Raw genomic sequence first — 23,309 nt, 5'->3', positions numbered from 1 at the left:
TCAATTACGCAGAATAATTCGGTACTATTGAACATTAGGACTAGAGTTGTGAGTTTTGTGTGGTAACTCAACTGATGGCTCTAGTCTTCTTATTTTCAAGTTTATTTCTTATCCGCGATTCGGGTTAATTTACTATATTTACTAAAAGTTATATTGTTAATAATGAGAATCTTTATTGAATGAATAAGATTTTTATTTGTTATGTTTAAGTTTTGCTAAAAAAAATGGGCTATTGATGTAGTGCTGTTAAACGATCTCTATATGGTTGATGTTAAAGAGGCTGGACTAAGTTTTTTAAATACTTTTTAAATACTTTTTAAATATTTGATACATGATGAACTTAGCTTATTTTAGTCCTGAAACATTTCTTTTGAGTAAAAAAAGACATACCGGAGTATGTCTTTTGGGGGAGATATTGCAGCTTAGAAATCGTAACGTAGACCAAGAGAAAGTGCAGTTGCATTTTCATCACCGATCCCTGAAATACCGTTACCGAAGCTACGACCTTCTTTCCAAGGGTTGAGTTTAGAGTTTTTGTCGTTAAGCACAGTTGCTAAGTTGCCGTATACGCGTAATGTGCTATCCAACTTATGTTCTACACCCACACCGATCAAGCTTGCATTGGCATCATCAGCATCTACGTCACGGTAGAAGTATTCACCGCGTACTGAGGTTTTAGGCGTTACTTTATATTCGCCAGCTACACCGAAAACTTGAGTATCTGGGTTGGCTGTATCGTTGTCGTGTTTGGCAATTTGGTATAAGGCACCCAAGTTAAATTCTTCAGTTAATTTATATGCACCGGCAATACGGAATGCATCTCGACTTGCGCCACCTGCTGCGTTTGCTGCATTTTCATCATACTTTTCGTAAGCTGCTGCAAAATCAATTGGACCTTCTTTATAGGTTAGAGCAAGGTCATAGGCTTTGTTGTCATCTTTGCCTTCACCATCTGTTTCACGGTCAATTTGTGTACCTGAATGCATCGACATTGCAGCTAATACATTGAAACCACCGCCAAATTTTGGCGATTTATATTCAATGGTGTTTTCATTACGTTCATCAAATTTTAAGTTGCCTACACGTGTTACGTTACGAACGTCACCAACCATGTCACCGAAGAAGTTCACAGGGCTACGTGCGACTTTAAATGGGCTGTCAAAACGACCTACACGTGCTTGACCATAAGTTGAACTTTTTAAACCCACGAATGTGTCACGTGTTGAAAAATCTACACCTTTACTGTCTTGGCTACCGCTTGCAAAGTTTACTTCTTGCTCAATTTGAGCGAATACGTTGAGGTCATCATTAATTTTTTGATCTACTTTGAAGCCTAAGCGTGAAGCGTTAGAAGAAAGACCAACTTCGTTGTAATCTTTACCATCATCTAGATAGTCAAGAGAGACATGTGCACGGCCATAAATTTTTACATCTGCAGCAGACGCCATCATTGGTGTAAGAATTGTTGCCCCGATTGCTAATGCACATAGAGTTTTTTTCATTTGAAGCTCCAGAAGACTTTTCCAGTCATATCAATATGTTTTATCAGTAGCTTGGCTAGAAGTAATTTCGCTATCTAATGGCGCTAAGTATTCATTACAAATAAGACAGTTCTATTAAGGAAATATTTCAAAACGGTGAAAGGTGATTTCTGGTTTAAATTGCTTTTATACTTATAAAAATGAATATTTATTAAATGCTTAGAGTTGTATTGAACAGTAAATTTTGCAGCTAAAAGTTCTTGGGATAATATTCGAGACATAAAAAATGGAGCCGAAGCTCCATTGATCATCACTTTAAACTCAATTGAACTTAAAGTGCTGCTTTGATTTTTTCGCCAATGGCTTTGATTTTTTCCATGTCGCCCATTTGTGCGGCATGTTTACCTAATTCATGCACTGAAGTCGGAATTAGGTGGAAATGCACATGCGGAACAGTTTGACCCGCAGCAGCGCCAGACAACTGCATCAATACGATACCTTTCACGTCTAAGGCTTTTTCCATTGCTTTTGCAACTTTTTGAGCTACCTGAATGGTATAAGCAGCCGCTTCTGGATCTAAATCAAGCAGCGTAATAGCAGGGGTTTTAGGAATTACGAGCGTATGACCTTCGGCCTGTGGCATGACATCCATAAAAGCGAGTACTTGATCATCTTCATAGACTTTAAACGCAGGAAGTTCTCCGCGTAAAATCCGAGCAAAAATATTTTGATCATCATAAGTCATTGCTAAATTCCTTGAGCGAATTGAATCGTAATTATTTACAGTTCAATTCTTTCTGACGATCTTTGATCGCGTCAAGTCGTTGTTGCTCTTTTTCTGAAAATTTAGGCTTAGTTGTGTAGCAATTGTCATTGCCAAACTTCGCTTTAGCGTCAGGATCTTTAAAGCAGAAACCTTTCGATGCATAAATCACATCATGGTCATTTTTCAACTTTTGGCATTCTTGCTCAGATGCTAAAACAGCAGTAGAAGCCCCGATTAAAGTTACAGCACCTAGCAAAGTTGCGAGGGTAAATTTGTTCATGCGAGTTTCCTCTGTCATTTGTAACAATGTGTGTTATGACACTAGAGTACAATATGATGGTTATTTATCGTTATTCAATGGCGAGTTATTACTCAATTGTAATTTTACTCCATTTTTCATACATAATCATAGCGCTTGAAAAATCACTGTTTTCTTCAGCTTGATCGCTTGCTGCTTGGATTAAATTTTGCGTCAAAGAGAGCACCGGTGCTGAAAGTTTTGCTTGTCGCACCAGATCAACAGCAATTCCCGTATCTTTTGCAAGTAATGGAAGTGCAAAGGTTAATGGGAAGCTACGATTCAGTACGCGCTGCGGTAAAACTGTTTCAGTCACATTACTTTTACCGCTCGACGCATTAATACAATCGAGTGCTTCATGTAAGTCCACGCCATGCGCTTTTAAGGTGGTGAATCCTTCAGCAACTGCACAAAGATTTACAGCCATTAACATGTTGTTTACAGCTTTGACGGCAAAACCCGCACCCGGTTCACCCACATGTTTAATCAGTTTGCCAAATGTTTGGATCGCAGGTAATGCACGTTCAAAGGCTACTTTGTCACCACCAATCATGACGGTTAATGTTCCCGTTTCAGCGCCAATGGTTTGTCCACTCACAGGGGCATCTAAGAATGCAATATTTTGCTGCTTTAAGGCAGCAGCGAGTTTTTTTGCAGATTCGGGTACACCGCTGGTACAGTCGACCCAAATCGAGCCTGATTTCAGCGTTACACTCGCAATTAAATTTTCAACATCTTGGCTGATGGGTAGGCAGGAAAAAATAATGTCCGCTTGTATTGCTTGCTCTAAAGCAACCGCTTGCGTACCAAATTCAGCAGCATGTTGTTCTGCCTTGGTAAAGTTTCGATTCCAGACATAAACCGTGTCGAACTGTTTTGGTAGGTGCGCTGCCATACGGTAACCCATTGCGCCCAATCCGATAAATGCAACTGACTGAATCATCTTTACCCTCTAAATTTTTATTTCAATAAACTGGATCTTTGTGTAAGCCACTGGGTCAAAGTTGGCCAAAATTGATTGGCACTTTTTTGACTCGACATCAGGCCGAGGTGACCACCGGGAATGAGAGTAAACGTGACATCTTGACTACTTGTCAATTCGCCTAAAGGACTTGCTGCATCTGCCGTAACAATTTGATCGCTAGAACCCGCGCCAATCAACAATGAACAGTGGATATTTTTTAATTGAATAACTTTATCTTTCAATTGAATAATGCCGTTTTTAAGCGGATTTTGTAGCCAAACATTGAACACCATGTCTTGGTTAATGCCACCCGGATAGTCAATCATGTGATTGAGAAAATCGCCCATGGTTGCATGTTCATACAGGTCATGCAGATTATCTAAGTTAGATAAAAATTGCTTTTGGCTTTTGAACCAACCCATTGGATCGACGATTTTAAATCCAATCGCATTAAGCACGCCCGGTGTATGGATAAAATGTTTAGGAATTTTCCCAGTGTAAACAGTATCTTGTAAATTCTTACTACGTGAAAGCAAGCGATTGGTTTTTTGAAATAACTTTCCGATAAGACCTGAGGCATAGCTATCAATTGGTGCGCCCATCACCATGAGATTTTTAACATGTTCAGGTTGATGTAATGCGGTATACAGCGTGACAAAGACTCCAGCCATACTCCAACCATGTAGCGAGATGTATCGACTATCTGCATGCTCACAAATTTGATCTATACAATGGGGAATCACATCATCAATAAACGATAGAAAATTTAAGAATCGATCTTGATAGTTCAACTTTCCCCATTCCAACAAATAGACATCAAAGCCACTGTGTTGAAAATGTTTCACCAATGAGCGATATGGATACAAATCATAAATTGCCATATTGATGGCCAGTGGAGCAACAAACACTAAGGGTTCTTTGTATTTACGATCAGGCGAAGCGTAATACCGAACTTTTGCATGTTTATATTCAGTAGTTACTTCATAAGGTGTCGATTGAGAAAGGACCAACGATTTTGCATTAAACACACGTGTAGACAGGTGTTTAATTTTCTTTTGCTGCGCCAGAAATTTCTGTTTGAAAGGGTGCATAACTGTCAATTGCCTAAGTCCTTGTAGGATTGGTTGAAGTCTAAGCGATAATTTCGTATTTTACCTTGACCTTAAATAGCTTAGACGCTCAAAATATTGGCAATTCTTCACAAAGGCAGTTCTTCGCGACTGAGTAATACAGATGAGCCAACAAGACGACATCGAATACCAATTAGAGACTTTAGCGATTCGTACAGGTCATACTCGTACTTTTGAGGGTGAACATAGCGAGCCAATTTTCCTGACTTCATCATTTGTTTGTGAAAGTGCAGCAGATGCCGCAGCAAAATTTTCAGGTCAAATTGAAGGCAATACCTATTCACGTTATACCAATCCAACTGTACAAGCTTTCGAAAAACGTTTAGCTGTTTTAGATGGTGCTGAAGCCGCAGTTGCGACAAGTTCGGGTATGGCAGGCGTACACGCGATCACTTTGGCATATTTGAAAGCTGGCGATCATGTGGTGTGTTCACGTGCTGTCTTTGGTTCGATCATTTCTCTGTTTGAAAAATATGTCATCAAATTTGGTGTTGACGTTACTTTTGTTGATTTGGAAGATTTAGATGCTTGGAAACAAGCGATTCGCCCAACTACACGCCTATTGTTCATTGAAACACCGTCAAACCCATTGGCTCAAGTAGGGGATTTACAAGCCATTGCTGATATTGCACATGCGCATGGGGCATTATTTGCAGTCGATAATACTTTCTGTACACCGGTGTTACAGCAACCGATTAAATTAGGTGCGGACCTCGTGATCTACTCATCAACAAAATATATTGATGGTCAAGGTCGTGCGCTCGGTGGTGCAGTTGTTGGTAGTGCAAAATTGATGGAAGAGATTACAGGTGTTATTCGTACACTGGGTAACTCGATGAGTCCATTCAATGCATGGATCTTCCTGAAAGGTCTAGAAACTTTAAGCTTACGTATGAAAGCACATTGTGCAAGTGCTCAGACTTTAGCTGAATGGTTGGATGCGCACCCGAAAGTTGAAAAAGTGTACTATGCGGGACTTCCAAATCATGAAGGTCATGAGTTGGCGAAAAAGCAACAAAAAGGCTTTGGCGGTGTTGTGTCGTTTGTTGCCAAAGGCGAACGTGAAGGTGCTTGGACAGTAATTGATAATACCAAGTTCCTTTCTATTACAAGTAATTTGGGTGATGTAAAATCAACAATTACTCATCCTGCAACGACTTCTCATGGCAGAATGTCAGCAGAAGCGAAAAAAGCAGCAGGGATTAGCGAAGGTTTAATTCGCGTATCTGTTGGTTTAGAAGATATTAATGATATTATTCGCGATCTTTCACGCGGTTTAGATCTTATCTAAAGTGAATTCATCAGTTTTGTTCGGAGATTTTTATGAACATTAATATGCTCATGCAGCAAGCTCAACGCATGCAAAAAGAAGTTGAGAGCAACATTAAAAAAGCCAAGGAAGAGCTTGCACAAGTTGAAGTTCACGCTGAAGCAGGTGGTGGTCTGGTTAAAGTTACTATGACTGCACGTCATGTAGTGAAACGTATCGAAATTAATCCTGAACTACTTCAAGATGATGCAGATATGATTGAAGACTTAATTGCAGCGGCAATGAATGATGCTTCACGTCAAGCTGAAGTGATTTCAGAAGAAAAACTGAAATCTGCAAACTCTGGTATGGGTCTTCCACCAGGTCTTTCAGGTTTATTCTAAGGAATACGTTGAATGTTTAGTGATCGTTTTGATCAACTTGTACAGGCATTGCGTATTTTGCCAAGCGTTGGGCCTAAGTCGGCTCAACGTATGGCACTGCACTTAATCATGAAAAATAGGGAAGGCGCTGTTGGTTTGGCATATGCATTGACTGAAGCAACCAACTATATTTATGAATGTTCCATTTGCCATTCATTGACTGAAGATGAAGTATGCAATATTTGCATCTCTTCAGAGCGTGATGATCAACTGCTTTGCGTGGTTGAATCTCCAGCAGATGTCATGGCAATCGAGCAAAGTGGCAGTTTTAGAGGGAAATATCATGTATTGGGTGGACATTTGTCACCACTCGATGGTATTGGCCCCGACGAAATTGGTATTCCATATTTAATTCAACGACTAAGTGATGGTAAAGTGCAGGAAGTGATCTTGGCGACCAATGCAACGGTTGAAGGTCAAGCGACAGCACATTATTTGGTTGAAGCGACCAAGCATTTACCAATACAAATGACCCGTATTGCACAGGGTGTACCACAGGGTGGTGAGCTTGAATATGTGGATAGCCATACCTTAAGTCAGGCCGTGCATAACCGAATGCGAATGAAATAACTATAGAGCGAAACTCGTTTCGCTTTGTATAAAATCCACCTAATTATTTATACTTAATAACGATTAAAGTTTTTGTTTATAATGAATAAAAAAGCCAAATAAAAGAAATAAGTCACTAAAATAACGTTTTTCCTTATAGATAAATAATATATATCAGTTAATATAAGCTCATAGAGCATCTAAAATTAGACTCAGCAACTTATGTATCAATTTATTCAAAATCAGCCAGATTTAAATTCCGTTTTAAATCTTATGGACCAAAGCTCGATTTACGGACTCGACACCGAGTTTATAAAAGTAGATACCCTGTGGCCCAAACTTGGACTTTTCCAAATTAATGTACAAAATCAAGTGTATTTACTTGATGGTACAACCCTCGATTTAAGCCAATTTTGGCAAAAATTATTTGTGGCCCAGCAAAACATTTTTCATGCTTGTAGTGAAGATATCGACCTGATTTATCACTATGCACAGCATAAGTCTTTAGAAAATGTCTTTGATACCCAAGTTGGGATGTCATTTTTAGGGCATGGCTTACAAGTCAGCTATCAAAATGCCTTAAAAACCATGCTCGATGTCGATATTGATAAAGATCAGACTCGTTCAGATTGGTTGGCTCGCCCACTCAGTGCCGAGCAAATGAATTATGCAGCGAATGATGTACATTATTTAATGAATTTAAGCCAAACGATTCAAAACGAGTTGGCTGCGAAAAGTTTATTAAATTGTGTGCTTGAGGACTGCAAAAATTTAACTTATGAAATTGGCACTGAAACGCCGATCCATTTGTTGTATCACGATGTTGGTAATTATCGACATTCACGTCGACAGCTCATGCAAATTCAGCAATTGGTAGTTTGGCGTGAGCAAATGGTGAAAGCCTTAAATCAGCCACGTAGTTTTATTCTTAAAAACTCAACCATCATTGATATGGTAGAAAAAAATCCAAAAAATAATTTTCAATTGAGTGCGGTGAAAGACATTCGTCCGAACATTGTGCGTGAGCATGGTAAAATTATTTTAGATTTGTTGAAGTTTTTACCTGAACAAGCTGAATGGCCGCTGCGTATGGCACGTCCAATTCGTCATTCGTCTCAGGATATTGGTTCGCGCGTCGATACAGTCATTCAGCGTGCAGTACAAGAAACCTCTGTGCCTAAAGAAGTTTTAATGCGCAAAAAATGGTTAAATGCTTTGTATCAGCATGTGGTATTTCATAATGATGAACAGGATTTACCGAGCTACCTATTGGGCTGGCGCTATGATTTGCTGACGAAGCCTTTAATTGAAGTACTGCATGCCGATGAAAGCTATCTTTCTGGTCAAATGAAAGTGATGGAATAAGTTCTGATTGATTAAAGAACTATCACTTATACAAATTCACGACTGATGCGTTAATAAACACTAATGTATCAGTCTTTTTTTTGATGTATCCTTTGCCTTGCGTTTAATGAGTATTGATTCAATTATGTACTGTTCTATCTACAAATCGAGCAAAAAAGATGAAATGTATCTTTATATTGCTCGTCCTGAAGTTAATGAAAACGAAACTGAAGCGACTGATCCGCTTGCAGTAATGCCTGATGCTTTACGTACAGCATTTGGTCGTGCCACATTTGTCATGGATCTAGAACTTAGTGAATCACGCAAACTTGCACGTGTGAACGTATTGCATGTACTAGATTCAATTGAAACAAAAGGGTTCTTTATTCAAATGCCTCCAGAAGGTTTAATTGACCCAAATGCAGTTGAGCCAGAAGGCTTGCGCGGCGCTTAAGTTAATTCAGGAGTTGTGAAAATGAATGGTGTAGTATCGGTATTGGACTCAATTCCTGAAAGCAGTATTGCAATTACGGTTTACCTAGGTGGGGCTGTAATTGCTTTGTTGTGTTGGTATGGGCTGATGAAGCGCTTACCCAAAACGATCGGTGCCATTGGTTGGCTTATCGTATTTGCTATTTTATTAACACCAACCGTTTCTGAAGGTTCAAATGCAGCAATCGCACCTGCGATTTTTGGTTTGATTTTTGGTGTATTAACAAAAGATCAGCCATTGGTTTGGTTGAATCTATCGTTGATTCTCTTTGTGGTGGGTATTGGTTTAGTCCTCGGTTATTTTTGGACCAAATACAATGCAGCGAAACCACAGCACGTTGTAAACAAGAAAATTTCACCGCTTTAAATAAAAAAATAAGGTTATGTCATGTCTGTTGAAACTCAACAATTTACTGGTACAGATCAATATATTGCGACCGATAGCTTAAAACTTGCAGTAAAAGCTGCACGTTCATTGCAAAAGCCACTTTTGGTTAAAGGTGAGCCGGGGACAGGTAAAACACTTTTAGCCGAACAAGTGGCTGAAAGTTTAGGCCTTAAGCTCATTACTTGGCATATCAAATCGACGACCAAGGCTCAACAAGGTTTGTACGAGTATGACGCCGTATCCCGTCTGCGTGATAGTCAGTTGGGCGATGACCGTGTATATGACATCAAAAACTATATTAAGCCGGGTAAACTTTGGGAAGCGTTCACCAGTGAAGAACGTTGTGTACTTCTAATTGACGAAATTGATAAAGCAGATATCGAATTCCCTAATGATTTGCTGCATGAACTCGATAAAATGTCATTCTTTGTGTATGAGACGGGTGAGACAATTACGGCTACACAACGTCCAATCGTGATTATTACTTCAAATAATGAAAAAGAACTTCCAGATGCCTTTTTGCGTCGTTGTTTCTTCCATTATATTGAGTTCCCTGACGAAGCAACTATGCGTGAAATCATCGATGTACATTTTGAAAATATTTCAAGTACCTTGGTTTCTGAAGCACTACAAATCTTCTTTAAGTTACGTCAAGTTCCGGGTTTAAAGAAGCCGCCTTCAACTTCTGAGTTGATTGATTGGTTGAGTTTGCTGATGGCGGATGATATGCCAGAAGATATTTTACGCAATACAGATAAATCAAAATCAATTCCACCGCTTTATGGTGCCTTGATTAAGAATGAACAAGATGTGCAATTGCTTGAGCGTCTAGCATTTATGTCACGTCGTTAATTGATATAAATTCTATCAAAGATTTAAAAGCCGGTTATCCGGCTTTTATTTTGAGCATTAAAAAATATAAAGGTGAATTATGCAGACAAATGCATACGTATCTCGTGTACACATAGCTGTACCTAGGAGATTAAAGCCGACTGTACTTTTGTTGGCTGCGAGCTTGTATTTACTGGTTATAGCTATGCGATGGATGATGCTCAGTTTGAACAGCAGCATCAACAGCTACTCCAGAATGCGTATTGGGCGCAAGTTGCAGAACATCAACTTAAAGAAAAGCTCGATGATCAATCAGATCATCTCGCAGCTCAAACGGCCATTCAGCAAAAGGCCTGTGCTGCAACTGTACATGAGCTGAAATATTATGATTTTGTGATCTTGAACCTAAGCGATTTTAACCGCTATAGAAACCATCAAGGTTTTCATAAAATCGTATCTATTGAAAAGTTGCAGCAAGATCGCCTCAAAGTTCAGCACAAATATGAAACTCTTAAACAATCGCTTAAAAATAGAAATGCGACTTGTGAATAAATCATGTCATTTACCTTTCTTTGGGAAGATAGGGCAACGTATATGAACACGCAGTAAAAGCTTTTGGCTTTACTTGTAGGGATCAATTTTTCATAATGGTGGATGTAAAGGCAAGACTCAGTTGCAGATGAAATAACAAGATCACATGCATTCACACTGGATTTGACCTCCTGATATTTAATTTTTATTGGATTTTATTCGCCTATGTTTGTGCGATTGTTTTATACCCTTCGAAAATACGGTGTTCCTGTTTCAACTCGTGAATTGATTGACTTGAACCAAGCAGTGGCAGCAGGGCTGGTCTTTGCAGATCAAAATGAATTTTATCAGCTTGCAAAAACCGTCATGGTCAAAGATGAACGTTACTTTGATAAGTTCGACCGTGCAATGAAGGACTATTTTGACGGTATTGCTACCTTTGATTTGGATGAGCTATTAAATCAGGTACATAAACTGCCAAAAGATTGGTTTGACCTTGAGCTCATCGAAAAGCATCTAACACCAGAACAACGAGAAGAATTAAAAAAAGCTGGTTCCTTAGAAGAACTGATGAAAATGCTCGAAGAGCGTTTGCGCGAGCAGCATAAAAAGCATCAGGGTGGTAATCGGATGATTGGGACGGGTGGTACGTCGCCGTTTGGTGCCTATGGCGACCATCCTGAAGGCGTGCGTATTGGTGGGCCTGGTCGTAAACGATCTGCGGTGAAAGTGTGGGAACAACGTCAATACCGAAACCTAGATGATGAGCAGATTCTCGGCAGTCGTCAGATGCAGATGGCTTTGCGTCGTTTGCGTAAATTTGCCCGTCAAGGTGCAGCAGAAGAGCTGGATATCGACGGAACCATTCGTGAAACTGCCAAACAGGGTATTTTGGATGTGCAGTTGGTTCCAGAACGACGTAACCGCATTAAAGTCTTGATGCTTTTTGATGTTGGGGGCTCGATGGATTCACATATTGCCCAATGTGAGAAGCTCTTTACCGCTGCAAAAACGGAATTTAAAACTTTAGAGTATTTCTATTTTCATAACTGTTTATATGATTATGTATGGAAAGACAATATTCGCCGTTCAAGCACGCGTATGAATACATGGGATCTATTCAACACCTATGGTCGAGATTACCGTGTCATCGTTGTCGGTGATGCGAGTATGGCACCATATGAGTTGAACTCGGCAGGTGGATCTGTGGAGTATATGAATGATGAAGCTGGTCAGGTGTGGTTACAGCGCTTACGCAATCATTTTGATAAAACAGCGTGGTTAAATCCAGAAGAAGAAAGTTATTGGCATTACACCCAGACCATTGCTGCGATTAAACAAATCTTTGAAGATCATATGTTCCCGATGACCCTCAAAGGTGTGGAAGATATGACGAAATATTTAGCGCGCTAAAGCTTTAAAAACGCTACTTTTTCTTATCAATGATGTTTATATTACTTACTCCAATTTTGCATTGTTTCTTATTTTCAAAATTGGATAGTATTTAAAAGTCTTTGTTTTGCATACAACATGAAGGAAATATGATGGATCATCAAATTAATGGTATCGCATTACCTAATGAAGAAGGTTTCTTCGGTGAATACGGTGGGCAGTTCATTCCACCAGATTTAAAACAGGCAATGGATGACATTAATGTTGCTTATGAGCAAATTCGTCATACAGAAGAATTTCAAAATGAATTGAAAGAGTTGTTTGCACACTATGTTGGACGTCCTAGTCCATTGTTTTATGCAAAGCGCTTGTCTGACAAATTAGGTGGCGCACAAATCTACCTAAAGCGTGAAGACCTCAACCATACCGGTGCGCATAAAATTAACCACTGCCTTGGCGAAGCTTTGTTAGCAAAATACATGGGTAAAACCAAAGTGATTGCTGAAACTGGCGCGGGTCAGCATGGTGTAGCATTGGCAACGGCTTGTGCCTTGGTAGGTATTCCATGTGAAATTCACATGGGGCAAGTGGATATTGAAAAAGAACATCCAAACGTGGTGAAAATGAAGATTTTAGGTGCCAACCTGATCTCTGTTACACGTGGTACAGCTACGCTCAAAGATGCAGTAGATAGCGCTTTTGAAGAATATTTAAAAGATCCAACCAATTTTATTTATGCGATTGGTTCAGTGGTTGGCCCACATCCATTCCCGAAAATGGTCCGTGACTTCCAGTCAATTATTGGTGATGAAATTAAAGTTCAAGCCAATGATCGATTTGGTGCAAATCCTGACTATGTGGTTGCATGCGTGGGTGGTGGTTCAAATGCCGTTGGTGCATTTACAGCATTCCTCAATGATACAGATGTAAAACTTGTGGGTGTGGAGCCTGCAGGCCATGGTTTAGATACCAATATGCACTCTGCGACGTTGACATTGGGTAAACCAAGTCAAATTCATGGTATGGCATGTTATGTCCTTGAAGATGAACAGGGTGAGCCATTACCAGTGCATTCAATTGCATCAGGTTTGGATTATCCTGGAGTGGGGCCACAACATAGCTTGTTAAAAGACCTAGGCCGTGTTGAATATACAACAGCGACAGACCAAGAATGTTTAGATGCATTCATGACGCTTTCACGTGTAGAAGGTATTGTGCCTGCACTAGAAAGTTCACATGCGGTTGCATGGGCAATTCGTGAAGCATCAAAACTTGCCAAAGATGTGAAGATTGTTGTTAACGTTTCAGGCCGGGGCGATAAAGACTCAGACTATGTGGCTGAAAAATTAGGTTTAAATTAATTACTGCCATTAAAAAAGACTAAGTTGCTCATCATCTGTTGATGGTGCAAAAATCTTTTGCAGTTGTATAGCCCGATCTATATTCGAAGTATCCCAGTTTTTAACTGGGATATTTTTTTTGACATAATTTTTATATATAGTGTGGTTAACGCTTGATGTAATTGGAATTAACTCAGGATGTAGCGCATAAATAATTGCCTTTGCATCTAAAATTTCAGCGACAGCAGAAGCAATCTCTAAATTGATCGTACATCGGTGGTATTGCAGCAGTTCATCGTCTTTCATCGATAACATTAAGCGTTCTAATTCTAAAATGATGGCATCTAGTTGGTCTAATTTATCTAAAGCGGGTTTAAGCATAAGAAGGAAATTGAGAAAAGTAATTAATTTGTAATGTGTATGTCATTACAAATTTTGAATTATATTAAATTATTGATTTTTAGAATTCCCCCCTTAAAGCTTGTTAAGGGGGATTTTTGAGTTTAGCCAGAAATATATTGCTGTAGCTGTTCAATGAGTTTGCGTTGATCATCCATTGCTGCTTTTACAAGGTCACCGATGGAGATTAAGCCTGTTAATTTCTGTTCTTCAACGACAGGTAAATGACGTAAATGGCGATCTGTCATGAGTTCTAAACATTCTTCGACAGTCGCTGCACTTGTTACAGTGATGACACTACCCGTCATAATTTCACTGACGGAGGTATCGAAAGAGGTTCTTTCCATGAGTGCGATTTTACGTGTGTAATCACGCTCAGACAAAATCCCAACAACTGTGCCTTCATGGGTCACAACGAGGGCACCAATGCCTTTTTGTGCCATCAGGGAAATGGCTTCGAGTACAGTCGCATCTGGGGTGATGGTGTAGATTTCTTGATAAGCTTTGTCTTTAAGTACTTGGGCAACTGTAGTCATATTTTCATTCCTTTATAGTAGTTTTTGTTTAATTTAAATTAGCGCGAAATTTGAAAAAAGCAAATACTTTTCAGTGCATGTTGGGGTCAAACATGCACTGAGGGTTTTATGCCATTTGAATCTTATCTTGGTTAAAAAAGAATAAACGCATTTGCGAGGTTGTGAGCTTGAGACGGATATGGCTAGAGCTATGCAACGCAGGGATGACTTTAAGGCGTGTTAATGTCGGTAATAGCGATGCCTCAAAATCTTCTGGTGTAATGCGTCGTGGAGTGTAGTTGGGCCAATGCTTTTTGGCATATTTATGCGCTTGAATGCCATTTAGCCAAAACGGGAAGATAATATGATCTTGATCGCTGGTCATTGCCCAACCTTGTTGGTGGTAGAGACCCCAAAGGACTCCACAGTACATCATGGTTTTTAAAATACTAATTTTGAAAAATAAATCTTTTGGAATAGGTTTATATTGCTTTAATTTAGACATCATATGCAGCGTGTTGTTGATGTTGCTCCTATTGTAGGAAATTCTTATGAAAAAGCTGTGTAAGCTTTGAACTGGATTGTAAGAATTTATGTAGTTAAAAGTTGAAGGGTGTAAAAAACGCCACCTTAGTGACGTTTTTTTATGCTTGCAAGGTGGCCATGTTCTGCCAATATTGCGCTTTGAGTGAGTCACGTTCTACGCGGAAGCCTTGATAATAAAGTTCAGCCAAAAATAACGCTGCTTTACCATGTCCAGCACGAGCTGCATCTTCCAATTCGTGAACTGCATCGCTGAAGTTCATTTGAGATTGAATTGTGTTTACCGCATTTGCGTATACATGTTCGAGTTCATGTTGAGAGAATTGTTGAATCATATTTAACTCCTTATTCTAATTATGATCATTAAGGGCCCATTCTTTAGCCCTATTAACTAATATAACTAAGTATTATTAAACTAATATTACAATTATCTTGAATTGTCAACTATTCACGTAAATATTTCTAATTTGCTATAGTTTACATGATTAAACAATGAACAATTGTTTTCATGAGTAAAATACTAACATAAGAAGTTGTAGATAATAAGGAGAAGTAAAATGACAAAAGTTTTAGACGGTTTAACTTTAGATTATCCTCCGACATTAGCGCAAATTGTGGAATTGGCACATCTACATCGTCGCAATCTTGATGACGCAATTTTTCATCAGGAGATTCATTTAGGGGATTTTGGTTTAGCACAGCGCAAACGTGTATATGATTTCACACGGGATTTAGATAAGGGACAGCGCTTAGAATTTTACAATGCATATAATGGCGAATTACTCAAAATCGCCGATGATGATGATTTACATCCTGCGCATGCAGAAGGTGGAATGAGTATTTTTGCAGTATTTATCGTTTTGGCGATTATTGCATTAATTCTTTATTTTGCGGTGATACGTACCATTATTCATTAAATTGTTTAGCTAACTCACAGACTGAAACGGTGGACTGATTCAGTTTTAAGCGCTGTGACTTGAACTTCTTGAACGTCAGCCATACACTACTTTGAACCTGAGGTAGTGTATGACTATTGATTTAGAAAAAATTATTCAATTCAAATCTAAAATACAGCTAGAGCAAATTTATAATATCTTTGTTTCAGTCATGATCGTGGTGATTTTGGTATTGGCTGTGATTGCCTTATATCGTCCTATTTCTGTACAGCAATACCAAAACGTATCACGACTTGCGTTTCAGCAAAGTTATCCTGAAACTCAGGAAATGGCGATGTTGCTGAGACAGCAAGATCGCATCCGTGTGGGTGCTTATCTTAAATTGATGCATGCTTATCAGATGGAGTCTGTACGGGCACATCAACTTCCGGCTTTGGCAGAGGAACAGCCTTAGTCGCAGGGATTATCTTGGTTGGAGCTGCTTGTACATTCTCCTCCAATATCTGCTGTACTTCATTTTTATCTAAGGTTTTACTGACCACAATCACCGTCATATTTTCAGGGTGCATGTAGGTACGAACCGCATTTTGTACATCAGCTACAGTTATTTTTTCCAATAATTTAGGGTACTGGGTCAAATAATCTGGGTCTTGTTGATAAAAGCCCAATAGACCAAGCTGTGCATTGATTGTTGCATTACTGCTGTAATTATTCGGAAAAGCACGCAGCATACCGGCTTTGGTTTCTTCCATTTGTTTTTGATCAATAGGCATTTTGACAAAATCATTAAAGGCTTTATGCGCAACACGAATACTATCTATCAGCTGATCTTGACGTGTTCCATAGCTAAAACTAAAGATACCGGGCGCTTGGCTAAAGCTAAATGCACTATAGGCACCATAAGTATAGCCACGTTTGACACGAAGCTCTTGCATGAGGACCGAGTTAAAACCACCACCGCCAAACATTCGATTGGCTACTTCTAAGGCTAATCGATCTTTGTTATCACGGGTCGTCCCTAAATGTCCAAATATGACGTTGGCTTGGGTGGAATTGTAGGGAAGATGGATAATATCAAACCCTTGTTTTTCTTCTGGTTGTGCAAGTGCCTTGGCTTTTTCGCCTTGCTTTAAGTTTCCAGAAATACGTTCTGCTAGGTTCTGAGCTTCTTTTTTGCTGAGTTTGCCTGTAATGGCAATATTCAAGTTTTGAGCAACTAAAAATTGATCACGAAACTTTTTTAAAATGTCTGGGGTGATTTTTTTGATACTGCCATTGGTTCCCGTAATCGGTTCTGCATAAGGGTGTGTGCCGTATACAGCCCGATAGAATCGAATATTCATTAAGCGACTTGGGCTTTCTTGGAGTTGCTTCTGACCAGCTTGGTTATTACTGAGAGCTAAGTTTAGACTAGAGGTTTTAAAAGTCGCATTTTTAATCACGTCCATCATCATGCTTAAAGCAGGTTCTAATTTTTTAGGGTCTGACAATACGCGTAGCCGAACGACAAACATATCTCGATGTGCTTGCACGCTAAATTGAGCACCTGTTTGGTCAAAAACCGAGGCAATTTGCGTTGCATTGTATTTTTCTGTGCCTTCATCGATTAAACGTGCAGCCATGTTGGCAACACCATACAAGCCTTTTCCGACTTCTTCATCACGAGCAGAACCTGCATTAAAGGTCAGTTGAATATCCACCATAGGTAGATCTTGTGACTCAACAAACAGGCTATTTACGCCATTTCGGTTTTTCAGTACTTGAACAAGTGGAGCACGGTAGTCTTTATCAATCTGTAAATTCTTTAAACTTTGCAGCATGGGGATAGATTGTAATTGGCTCGGATTATCGTTGAGGTCAGGAACATTTTCCGTATATGTTTCTGCATGGAGGATTGAGCCAAACGCAGTGAGTAAGCTTAGGGATAAAATTTTCGTAATAGTCATCACTAATCCTTACAAGACGCTATCTGTGTTTTGGGTTGAGCTGATTTGTTGCTCTGGAATAACAACTTCCGTTTGAGCGGATTTTACTGTTTGATCTGCTTTATTTGAGGTTGTTGGAACCTCCGTCTGTTCTGGAAGCAGATACATGGTGCTTAAATTTTCTTTGACAAAATACGCATTTGCGACACGTTGAATATCTTGTGCGCTGACGTTTTCATATAGTTTTGGTAATTCGTCCATGAGCCTGAAACTGAGCCCATTGACTTCTAAGTTACCGATCGTCTTGGCTTGGCTGCTGATGTCATCTTGGTTATAGACTAAATTGGAAACAAAACGTGTGGTGATGCGTTCAACTTCAGGTGTTTTGACTAATTCTGTTTTTAAAGTGTCGATTTCATCTTGTATGGCCTTTTGCGCTTGTTCCATTTTGACGCCATCGGCAGGGAGTGCTGAAATGGTAAACAAGCTATCACCACGATTGTATGGATCATAAGAAACACTTACAGCCGTGAGTAATTTTCTATCTCGTACCAGTTTGTCTTGTAGGCGCGATGAGATGCCGCTGTCTAAAATATTGCGAATAATATTGAGTGCATAAGCATCTTGTGGGTTTTTGGCGGTAGCCAGTGAGCGTACATTCCACGCCATATACAAATTGGGCACTTGTACGGGTAAATTTAGTTCCATATGACGATAGCCCACACGCTCGAATTCCCTCACATCGTTACGATCAGGTGTTTTACGTGATGGAATATCACCAAAGTATTTTTGAACTTGACGAATGGCTGCTTCGGCATCGACATCACCGACAATCACCAAAATGGCATTGTTCGGGGTATACCAATCTTTATACCACTGTTTTAAATCTGCCAATGTGATGTTTTGCAGATTTTTCATATGTCCAATGACAGGTTGGCGATAATGACTGGTTGGATAAGAGATCCATTTGAAACGTTCATAAGCCAAAGAACGAGGATTGTCATCTGTGCGCTGTCTGCGTTCTTCCATAACCACTTTAATTTCAGGGTCGAAATCTTGTTGTTGTAATCGTAAATTACTCATACGATCCGCTTCGAGCTCCAGCGCCATAGGGAAGTAGGCTTTAGGATACAACTGATAATAATTGGTGTAATTGGTAAAGGTTGCAGCGTTGATGCTGCCGCCATAGATACGGCTGAGACGTGTAAATTCATCATTAGGAACTTTAGTGGTTCCTTTAAACATCATATGTTCGAGTGCATGAGAGATCCCTAATAGATTGCCCGACTCATCACTACTGCCAACACGATACCAAATATGGGTCATTACCATCGGTGCACGGTGGTCTTCACGGATAATGACCTTTAAGCCATTTTTAAGCGTGGTTTCAAAGGTGCTTCGCGTTAATTGGGTACGTGTGTCTGCATGTAGATTGGGTGCAGACCAAAGGCAACTGCTGATGACACAGATAGGAAGCGCAGAGCGAAATAAAGTTTTAAAAAAATAAGGAGAAAATCTGTTTTTATGGGACACAAAGGAATCCATTAAAATGCATTTTATAGCTATCTAGTTTTCCTAAAGTTAATTTTGATTGCAAGTTCAACATGTTGTTTTTTAGTGTGCTTCGCTCTGACGGGCGTGTATCGACTCAATTTAAGATAACTTATGATAGAATCGGTTTTTTTAACGCAGTGCTTTTCAAGGATTCGGCATGCAACAGCAATCTCATGGGCAGAATAAATTTTTGATTGATGCTGATATCGGTGATGACGATGTCACGCTACCGAGTTTACCTGCGGTAAATGTGCCGATTATCGAGACACCGAAAGTACAGCAAGACGTTGCTGCACCATTACAAGAAACAGAGTCAGAAACTGAAGACTCGAAGGCGAAAGGCGGCTTCTTTAGTCGAATGAAAGAAGGTCTAGCAAAGTCACGTAAGAACTTGGCAGACGGCATGGTGAATATCCTGATCGGTGGGAAGGAAATTGACGATGAACTTTTAGAGGAAGTTGAAGAGCAACTTTTGGTTGCTGACATTGGTGTCGATGCAACCAAAACGATTATTGCGAACTTAACTGAACGTACTGAACGTGGCGATTTAATTTACTCGCACTCTTTATATAAAGCGCTTCAAGAAGAACTGGTGGCATTACTTGCACCACGTGTTAAACCACTACATATCGACAGCAATAAAAATCCGTATGTGATTTTGGTTGTTGGTGTGAATGGTGTGGGTAAAACCACCACGATTGGTAAATTAGCGAAACGCTTACAGGGTGAAGGTAAAAAAGTAATGTTGGCTGCTGGTGATACATTCCGTGCAGCAGCCACAGAACAATTACAAATTTGGGGTGAACGTAATAATATTGCAGTTGTGGCGCAAGGTCATGGTGCAGATTCTGCTTCAGTTATTTTTGATGCATTTGAAAGTGCTCGTGCAAAAGGCGTAGACGTGCTGATTGCAGACACCGCAGGTCGTTTACATAACAAAGGACACCTCATGCAAGAGTTGTCTAAAGTAAAACGTGTAATGCAAAAAATTGACGCTACAGCTCCGCATGAAGTGATGTTAGTGGTAGATGCAGGCACAGGTCAAAATGCCATTAACCAAGTTGAAATGTTTGACGAGGCAGTAGGACTTACAGGTCTAACTATTACTAAGCTTGATGGTACAGCAAAAGGTGGTGTGTTATTTAATATTGCAAGCCGTACCCATGTGCCAATTCGTTTTATTGGTGTAGGTGAGAAAATTGATGACTTGCGTCCATTCTCAGCAAAATCATTTGTCGCAGCATTATTTGAAACTGATAAATAAATTGCGTTAAATGTCACATAAACTCCGCAAAATGCGGAGTTTTTTGTTTTTGAGCTTATTGATTGATTTAAAAAGCAACATGTGAATAAATCATAATCAAAATTCAGCCTGATATACCCTTAGAATAAGTAAGGAATTGTTGTTTATATATAAAAATTGCTTTGGGGTGTTTAGGGTGGCGTTACTCGATAAAATTGGTCATGTATTGACTGCGGATATCACTAAAGATTTTAAATTAAAAAAGAAAAATACCGACCAAGAAATAGAAGCGTCCTTTGTTGATCAATTAAAGAAACGTCGCAGTATTTACGAGCTTGGAAAGAAGGTGCATTACAGTCAGGCTTATTTGGCGGAACTGATTCAAGAATCCGTAAGAAGTTGTCCATCTGCATATAATTCGCAAAGCACACGTATTGTAGTTTTATTTGGCGAATCTCATCAAAAATTTTGGGACATTGTAAAAGACGTACAACGCAAGAATGTTGCGAGTTATATTTTTGAAGGTGTGGCGCTCAAAATAGATCAGTGTGCAGCTGGCCTGGGAACTGTACTTTTCTATGAAGATCAAGTTGTGATTCAACAATTACAAAAGAAAGTGCCATTAAGTGCAGAAGATTTTCCAGTGTGGTCGGAGCAAACGTCTGGCATGGCGCAATTCGCAGTATGGACTTCGATCGCAGATGCAGGTTTAGGCGCATGTTTACAACACTATAATCCACACATTGATTATGCCGTTGCCGAACACTTTGATATTTCAAAACAATGGCTGCTTCGTGCGCAGTTAGTCTTTGGTTCAATTGAAGGCCAAGCGCCTGAACGTTTAGAACCAGAAGATCAAGATCAGTTTAGAATTTATGAGTAATTTCTATGTTCTGTAGGTTGCTTTGATTTCTGCTGTCCTAAAGACTGTGAACCAATATTTGAATGTAAGTGGGTTGTAGGTATTTAGATGCTTGCAACTGATTGTTCTAGAAATAAGACACAATGTTGTAAATATAGTCATGCAACTGTTAAAAACATCACCTATTATAAATCTCAACTTAGTCAGCTAATTGAAAATAAAAAGAGGTCTTGTAATGTCATTCTTGAATCAAATCGAACAACGTCGCACAATCTATTCTATTGGTAATAACGTTACTTTATCGCAAGATGAAATTGAGCAAACCATTAAAAATGCAGTACGTTTAAGTCCGTCATCATTTAACTCTCAAACGTCTCGTGTCGTTATTCTGTTTGGTGATGCACATCAAAAATTCTGGAATATCGTACGTGAAACTTTACGTAAAATTGTACCTGCAGATGCATTTGAAAGAACCAATGGCAAGATTAATAGTTTTGCAGCAGGTTTTGGTACAGCATTATTTTATGAAGATCAGGCTGTAGTAAAAGCCCTCCAAGAACAATTTGCACTTTATGCAGATAATTTCCCAGTATGGTCTGAACACTCAACAGCGATTGCTCAATTTGCTACTTGGACGGCTTTGGCTGAAAAAAATATTGGTGCGTCATTACAACATTACAATCCAATTGTTGATGCTGAAACAGCTGCGGCATTTGATGTGCCAGATCAATGGAAACTACGCGCACAGCTTGTTTTTGGTTCGATTGAAGCACCTGCAGGTGAAAAAACCTTTATTGCAGATGAAGAACGATTCAAAACATTCAAGTAATTCAAAACATTCAAGTAATGATGGTGTGATGAATTAAAAAGGATGCTTTGAGCATCCTTTTTTTATATGCAAAATTCTTGAATGAATATCAAAATAATGTCTTGAAACAAAATATACAGTGATTGTTAGATGTCATAAGATTGTCATATATGCATTGCATAGTGCATTCGAAACTAAATAATTGATAAAGAGTGATAATGATGACTTTAAGATTAACTGTTGCAGCTACAGCGCTGATGTTAAGTAGTGCCGGATTTGCAGCTGTAACTTTGACTGTTCCGGAAGAAATTAAAATAGTTGCAGTTAATGATCAAGAAGTTACTGGTGGTTTATTTCGATCTACCGAGAAATATAAGCTAGATGCAGGTGAAAACGTATTAACGGTCCGTTATAGCGAATTTTTTCAACATGCTGATAATTCACACGATATATTAAAATCAGGAGTTGCTGCTATTCGCACTCCAGCACTGATTGATGGTCAAGAGTACCGTTTAGGTCTAGTCAATGCACCAAGAGATTTTGATGCTGCGCAAAAATATAAAGACCAACCGATATTTGGTTTGTATGACAAATCTAATCAATTACTTGTGCAGCAAGCTGGGGCGAAGAAAGAACAAAAATCGATTTTCTCCAATGGTGTTTTGGGTAATGCCGTAGATTTTACGAAGAAAGAAGCTGTGCCAGAAAATCAACCGGCACCTGTTTATGCGCAATCTGTAACTGCAAAACCAACGAACGTAGTATCTCCTGTAGTAGCTTCAAAAAATGTGATTATTAATGAAAATGGGGCAGATCAACAATTAATTCAGCTTTGGCAAAAGGCCAATAAAGCTGAACGACAAAAATTCATGAGTTGGTTGGCTGAGCAAGCAAACTAAAGTCACTTTCGTAACTTCTTTAGTTTTATTCAAGTCAGTGCTATTCGAAAAGTCCGTTGAATTACGGGCTTTTTAGTTTGAAGAATATAAAAATCACCAATAATTATAAAATTCGTCTTTCATAAAGCGGAATATGTAGATATATTGATCTTTAAATAAGCAATAAATTGCTTATAGTTTAAAAAATATACACTCAGGCGCAATATCATAGAAATTTCTGTGATAGGGGCTTGTGTTTGTTTTGAAACTCTATAGAATACGCTGCATACCAACGCAGACAGTGATAAACATAAGGTTTTGAGTTGTTTGATGTTGTTCTCTTATTTGCTGACGAAGCATTAAGAAGATCATTAAGAGATTATGAAGAACAACTTGTGTGGATTTTTACTGATTGATCGATCGAAATTATTTTCATTGATTGATGGTAGAAATTACTCGAAGTTTATTTGAGCAAATTTTTGTCAGTA

General features: G+C 39.1%; 26 protein-coding genes and 1 pseudogene. 16 read left to right on the top strand and 11 right to left on the bottom strand.

The window, feature by feature from the left end:
- Positions 1 to 422: 422 nt before the first annotated feature.
- The 5 genes from FTU64_RS15105 to FTU64_RS15085 form a co-directional block, all read right to left on the bottom strand.
- Complete coding sequence (locus FTU64_RS15105) at positions 423 to 1,502, bottom strand: porin (protein WP_180060196.1); 1,080 nt, start codon at positions 1,500 to 1,502, stop codon at positions 423 to 425.
- Between the two features lie 310 nt (positions 1,503 to 1,812).
- A complete protein-coding gene (locus FTU64_RS15100; RefSeq protein ID WP_078188511.1) occupies positions 1,813 to 2,226 on the bottom strand; it encodes an HIT family protein in 414 nt (137 codons plus the stop codon).
- A gap of 31 nt (positions 2,227 to 2,257) precedes the next feature.
- Entirely contained in the window at positions 2,258 to 2,527 is a 270-nt protein-coding gene (locus FTU64_RS15095) for a YARHG domain-containing protein (RefSeq protein WP_078188510.1), read from the bottom strand.
- Positions 2,528 to 2,615: 88 nt separating this feature from the next.
- Positions 2,616 to 3,488 (bottom strand): NAD(P)-dependent oxidoreductase, encoded by an 873-nt coding sequence (locus FTU64_RS15090; RefSeq protein ID WP_180060194.1) that lies wholly within the window; start codon positions 3,486 to 3,488, stop codon positions 2,616 to 2,618.
- 17 nt (positions 3,489 to 3,505) lie between these two features.
- Positions 3,506 to 4,600 carry an alpha/beta fold hydrolase gene (locus FTU64_RS15085; protein WP_180060192.1) on the bottom strand — a complete coding sequence of 365 codons (1,095 nt, stop codon included), beginning with the start codon at positions 4,598 to 4,600 and terminating at the stop codon, positions 3,506 to 3,508.
- Between the two features lie 142 nt (positions 4,601 to 4,742).
- On the opposite strand from FTU64_RS15085, the gene FTU64_RS15080 reads away from it, so the two are divergent.
- The 10 genes from FTU64_RS15080 (at position 4,743) to trpB (ending at position 13,219) form a co-directional block, all read left to right on the top strand.
- Positions 4,743 to 5,930 carry an O-succinylhomoserine sulfhydrylase gene (locus FTU64_RS15080; protein ID WP_180060190.1) on the top strand — a complete coding sequence of 396 codons (1,188 nt, stop codon included), beginning with the start codon at positions 4,743 to 4,745 and terminating at the stop codon, positions 5,928 to 5,930.
- Between the two features lie 32 nt (positions 5,931 to 5,962).
- Positions 5,963 to 6,292 carry a YbaB/EbfC family nucleoid-associated protein gene (locus FTU64_RS15075; RefSeq protein ID WP_078188506.1) on the top strand — a complete coding sequence of 110 codons (330 nt, stop codon included), beginning with the start codon at positions 5,963 to 5,965 and terminating at the stop codon, positions 6,290 to 6,292.
- Positions 6,293 to 6,304: 12 nt separating this feature from the next.
- A complete protein-coding gene (gene recR / locus FTU64_RS15070) occupies positions 6,305 to 6,901 on the top strand; it encodes a recombination mediator RecR (protein ID WP_180060188.1) in 597 nt (198 codons plus the stop codon).
- 201 nt (positions 6,902 to 7,102) lie between these two features.
- Positions 7,103 to 8,245, top strand: a complete 1,143-nt coding sequence (locus FTU64_RS15065) for an HRDC domain-containing protein (RefSeq protein WP_180060186.1) — start codon at positions 7,103 to 7,105, stop codon at positions 8,243 to 8,245.
- A gap of 124 nt (positions 8,246 to 8,369) precedes the next feature.
- On the top strand, positions 8,370 to 8,678 hold the full coding sequence (locus FTU64_RS15060) for a YcgL domain-containing protein (protein ID WP_078188503.1): 309 nt from the start codon (positions 8,370 to 8,372) through the stop codon (positions 8,676 to 8,678).
- Positions 8,679 to 8,699: 21 nt separating this feature from the next.
- Complete coding sequence (locus FTU64_RS15055; protein WP_078193907.1) at positions 8,700 to 9,083, top strand: hypothetical protein; 384 nt, start codon at positions 8,700 to 8,702, stop codon at positions 9,081 to 9,083.
- 21 nt (positions 9,084 to 9,104) lie between these two features.
- Positions 9,105 to 9,956, top strand: a complete 852-nt coding sequence (locus FTU64_RS15050; protein ID WP_180060184.1) for a MoxR family ATPase — start codon at positions 9,105 to 9,107, stop codon at positions 9,954 to 9,956.
- A gap of 189 nt (positions 9,957 to 10,145) precedes the next feature.
- The gene (locus FTU64_RS15045) at positions 10,146 to 10,487 is read left to right on the top strand and encodes a hypothetical protein (protein WP_180060182.1); all 342 of its coding nucleotides are present in this window, start codon (positions 10,146 to 10,148) and stop codon (positions 10,485 to 10,487) included.
- 204 nt (positions 10,488 to 10,691) lie between these two features.
- Positions 10,692 to 11,879 carry a VWA domain-containing protein gene (locus FTU64_RS15040; RefSeq protein WP_078188499.1) on the top strand — a complete coding sequence of 396 codons (1,188 nt, stop codon included), beginning with the start codon at positions 10,692 to 10,694 and terminating at the stop codon, positions 11,877 to 11,879.
- A 131-nt stretch (positions 11,880 to 12,010) separates the two neighbouring features.
- On the top strand, positions 12,011 to 13,219 hold the full coding sequence (gene trpB, locus FTU64_RS15035) for a tryptophan synthase subunit beta (protein WP_180005109.1): 1,209 nt from the start codon (positions 12,011 to 12,013) through the stop codon (positions 13,217 to 13,219).
- 9 nt (positions 13,220 to 13,228) lie between these two features.
- Here trpB and FTU64_RS15030 read toward each other — a convergent pair whose 3' ends face one another.
- From FTU64_RS15030 to FTU64_RS15015, 4 genes are all read right to left on the bottom strand, one after another.
- Positions 13,229 to 13,579 carry a hypothetical protein gene (locus tag FTU64_RS15030; RefSeq protein ID WP_180060180.1) on the bottom strand — a complete coding sequence of 117 codons (351 nt, stop codon included), beginning with the start codon at positions 13,577 to 13,579 and terminating at the stop codon, positions 13,229 to 13,231.
- A gap of 122 nt (positions 13,580 to 13,701) precedes the next feature.
- On the bottom strand, positions 13,702 to 14,133 hold the full coding sequence (locus FTU64_RS15025; protein WP_078193901.1) for a CBS domain-containing protein: 432 nt from the start codon (positions 14,131 to 14,133) through the stop codon (positions 13,702 to 13,704).
- A gap of 106 nt (positions 14,134 to 14,239) precedes the next feature.
- Positions 14,240 to 14,617, bottom strand: coding sequence for a DUF2750 domain-containing protein (locus FTU64_RS15020; protein ID WP_078188495.1), 378 nt, complete (start codon positions 14,615 to 14,617; stop codon positions 14,240 to 14,242).
- Positions 14,618 to 14,756: 139 nt separating this feature from the next.
- On the bottom strand, positions 14,757 to 14,990 hold the full coding sequence (locus FTU64_RS15015; RefSeq protein ID WP_078188494.1) for a hypothetical protein: 234 nt from the start codon (positions 14,988 to 14,990) through the stop codon (positions 14,757 to 14,759).
- A 222-nt stretch (positions 14,991 to 15,212) separates the two neighbouring features.
- Between FTU64_RS15015 and FTU64_RS15010 the strand changes: the two genes are divergently transcribed.
- Positions 15,213 to 15,572: a hypothetical protein gene (locus FTU64_RS15010; RefSeq protein WP_078188493.1), complete on the top strand. Its 360-nt coding sequence runs from the start codon at positions 15,213 to 15,215 to the stop codon at positions 15,570 to 15,572.
- Between the two features lie 109 nt (positions 15,573 to 15,681).
- Complete coding sequence (locus tag FTU64_RS15005) at positions 15,682 to 16,005, top strand: hypothetical protein (RefSeq protein ID WP_180011239.1); 324 nt, start codon at positions 15,682 to 15,684, stop codon at positions 16,003 to 16,005.
- On the opposite strand, the gene FTU64_RS15000 is transcribed toward FTU64_RS15005, so the two are convergent.
- Together FTU64_RS15000 and FTU64_RS14995 are read right to left on the bottom strand one after the other, a co-directional pair.
- Positions 15,929 to 17,497 carry a pitrilysin family protein gene (locus FTU64_RS15000; RefSeq protein ID WP_180060179.1) on the bottom strand — a complete coding sequence of 523 codons (1,569 nt, stop codon included), beginning with the start codon at positions 17,495 to 17,497 and terminating at the stop codon, positions 15,929 to 15,931. The genes FTU64_RS15005 and FTU64_RS15000 overlap by 77 nt on opposite strands.
- A gap of 126 nt (positions 17,498 to 17,623) precedes the next feature.
- Positions 17,624 to 18,937 (bottom strand): annotated as a pseudogene (locus tag FTU64_RS14995) (M16 family metallopeptidase); the annotation flags it as partial.
- Between the two features lie 250 nt (positions 18,938 to 19,187).
- On the opposite strand from FTU64_RS14995, the gene ftsY reads away from it, so the two are divergent.
- The 4 genes from ftsY (at position 19,188) to FTU64_RS14975 (ending at position 22,842) form a co-directional block, all read left to right on the top strand.
- Positions 19,188 to 20,294, top strand: a complete 1,107-nt coding sequence (gene ftsY, locus FTU64_RS14990; RefSeq protein WP_168379661.1) for a signal recognition particle-docking protein FtsY — start codon at positions 19,188 to 19,190, stop codon at positions 20,292 to 20,294.
- Between the two features lie 175 nt (positions 20,295 to 20,469).
- A complete protein-coding gene (locus FTU64_RS14985; RefSeq protein ID WP_180060175.1) occupies positions 20,470 to 21,156 on the top strand; it encodes a nitroreductase family protein in 687 nt (228 codons plus the stop codon).
- Positions 21,157 to 21,370: 214 nt separating this feature from the next.
- Positions 21,371 to 21,964, top strand: coding sequence for a nitroreductase family protein (locus FTU64_RS14980; protein ID WP_180060173.1), 594 nt, complete (start codon positions 21,371 to 21,373; stop codon positions 21,962 to 21,964).
- Between the two features lie 200 nt (positions 21,965 to 22,164).
- Positions 22,165 to 22,842, top strand: a complete 678-nt coding sequence (locus FTU64_RS14975; RefSeq protein WP_180060197.1) for a DUF2057 domain-containing protein — start codon at positions 22,165 to 22,167, stop codon at positions 22,840 to 22,842.
- Positions 22,843 to 23,309: the final 467 nt, after the last annotated feature.

Source organism: Acinetobacter sp. YH12128 (assembly GCF_013418655.1).
Lineage (GTDB): Bacteria > Pseudomonadota > Gammaproteobacteria > Pseudomonadales > Moraxellaceae > Acinetobacter > Acinetobacter amyesii.
Note: the sequence above shows the minus strand (reverse complement) of the source record. Positions and strands in the feature narration are given on the sequence as shown.